Raw genomic sequence first — 1836 nt, forward strand, 5'->3', positions numbered from 1 at the left:
CCCGCGACTGCGGCCGATAAGCCGTCGTGCCCCACCGCAGGTCATGCCCGATGGTGTCCGCGTCGATGTCGACGCTCGTGCCGTGCTTGCCGTTGCTCTCCCAGTTGCGGATCTTCAGCCGCCCGGTGACGATCACGCTGTCCCCGGTTCGCAACGATGCCTTCGCATTCTCGCCGAGGCTCCGGAAGGCGGCGACCGAGAACCAGTTGGTGCCGGAATCCGTCCACTCCTGCGTGGCGGCGTCGAAACGACGATGAGTACTCGCGAGACGGAAGTTCGTGACGGGCACGCCTCCCCCGGTCTGACCCTGGGTCGGATCCGTGGCGACTCTTCCCACGATGGTGACCATGTCGATCATGTGCTGTCCTTTCGTCGACCGGAGCGGAGCCCGTCCGGATCGCCCCAGCCTGGCCCGCACCGCACCCGGCAACCGACCTGGAATACGCGAAGCGTGGACAGCGCTCATGAACGCCTTGCGGTGCAGAAAGGGCAGATCACAGCGCGTGTCGCCACGGACAGGCGAATGTCGGTGGTCGGTCATAGCTTCGAATCACGAAAGGAGTTCCGATGTCCGAAAGCTTGACCACCTCTCTCCCCGACGTCCCCTATGCCACGCCCCGGCTCTCTTCTCCCCGCGAGCACCTCGTCCGCGCCGCGGATCACCTTTGGCGCGTGCAGGACCGACGAGAACATGTCCTCGGCCACCTGCGTATCGTCGCTGATCCCCTCGGAATCCGATATCGCGCCGAGCGCCTGCACCTCGCGACCGGGGTCTTTCGCGTGATCGGTGAGTTCTGGCGTGCGGACGACGCGGTCGCCGCGCTTCGCTACTGCTGAGGCAGAAGGATCGCGCCCGACCGGGTCGATGGGCTCATCGCGACGAGCTCGCGTCCCGTCCGACACGGATCGGGTGAAGGTGCCCCCGGCAGGATTCGAACCTGCGACCAAGAGATTAGAAGGCTCCTGCTCTATCCCCTGAGCTACGGAGGCGCACGCTTCTAGAGTATCGCGGACCCGACGATGCTCGAGGAAGTGCATCTTCCCCAGCGATGTCGGGGCCGTCGATAGGATGGCGGCATGGTATCTGCGTCCGAGAACGATCGTCTCGTCTGGATCGACTGCGAGATGACGGGCCTCGATCTCGCGGTCGATGAGCTCGTGGAGATCGCTGTCGTCATCACCGATTTCGAGCTCAACCCCGTCGATCCCGGTTTTCAGGTGGTGATCCGCCCCGGCGCTGCAGCCCTCGAGCACATGAATGACTTCGTGACCAAGATGCACGAGACGTCCGGCCTGATCCTGGAGATCCCGCACGGGGTCTCTCTCGAAGAGGCCGAGGAACAGACACTCGCATACATCAAGCGCTTCGTTCCGCTCGAGCGCAAGGCGCCGCTCGCCGGCAACACGATCGGTACCGACAGGATGTTCCTCGCGAAGTACATGCCGCAGGTCGACCAGTGGCTGCACTACCGGAACGTTGACGTCTCCAGCATCAAGGAGCTTTCGCGGCGGTGGTACCCACGCGTCTTCTTCCAGGCACCGGCGAAGGACGGCGGGCACCGAGCGCTGGCCGACATCCTGGAGTCGATCCGCGAACTCCGCTACTACCGAGAGGCTGTCTTCGTCGACGAGCCCGGCCCGTCGAGCGACGACGCACGGGAGATCGCCACCCGTACGGTGTCCGAGTTCACTCCGAACATGTAATAGACTCGTATGGTTGCCTGCTCCGGCGGGCACATGGTGGGTATAGCTCAGCTGGTAGAGCGCTGGCTTGTGGTGCCGGATGTCGCGGGTTCGAGTCCCGTTACTCACCCTCAGGAAGAAGGCCCGAACCCC

3 protein-coding genes and 2 tRNA genes are annotated in these 1836 nt (G+C 64.2%); 3 read left to right on the top strand and 2 right to left on the bottom strand.

Annotation, left to right across the window (positions count from 1 at the left end; all coding sequences use genetic code 11):
- Positions 1-358 (bottom strand): single-stranded DNA-binding protein (locus tag ACNPM4_RS13435; protein WP_448986001.1); only part of this gene is annotated, 358 nt, incomplete at its 3' end.
- A gap of 209 nt (positions 359-567) precedes the next feature.
- Between ACNPM4_RS13435 and ACNPM4_RS13440 the strand changes: the two genes are divergently transcribed.
- Positions 568-837: a hypothetical protein gene (locus ACNPM4_RS13440; protein WP_105709889.1), complete on the top strand. Its 270-nt coding sequence runs from the start codon at positions 568-570 to the stop codon at positions 835-837.
- Positions 838-917: 80 nt separating this feature from the next.
- Here the strand turns inward: ACNPM4_RS13440 and ACNPM4_RS13445 are convergent.
- Positions 918-990: transfer RNA gene (locus ACNPM4_RS13445), tRNA-Arg, on the bottom strand.
- Positions 991-1077: 87 nt separating this feature from the next.
- Between ACNPM4_RS13445 and orn the strand changes: the two genes are divergently transcribed.
- Both orn and ACNPM4_RS13455 read left to right on the top strand, forming a co-directional pair.
- The gene (gene orn / locus ACNPM4_RS13450) at positions 1078-1704 is read left to right on the top strand and encodes an oligoribonuclease (protein WP_105709888.1); all 627 of its coding nucleotides are present in this window, start codon (positions 1078-1080) and stop codon (positions 1702-1704) included.
- A gap of 36 nt (positions 1705-1740) precedes the next feature.
- A tRNA-His gene (locus tag ACNPM4_RS13455) sits at positions 1741-1813 on the top strand.
- The last annotated feature ends 23 nt before the right edge of the window (positions 1814-1836 follow it).

This window comes from Microbacterium umsixpiens, from assembly GCF_053543675.1.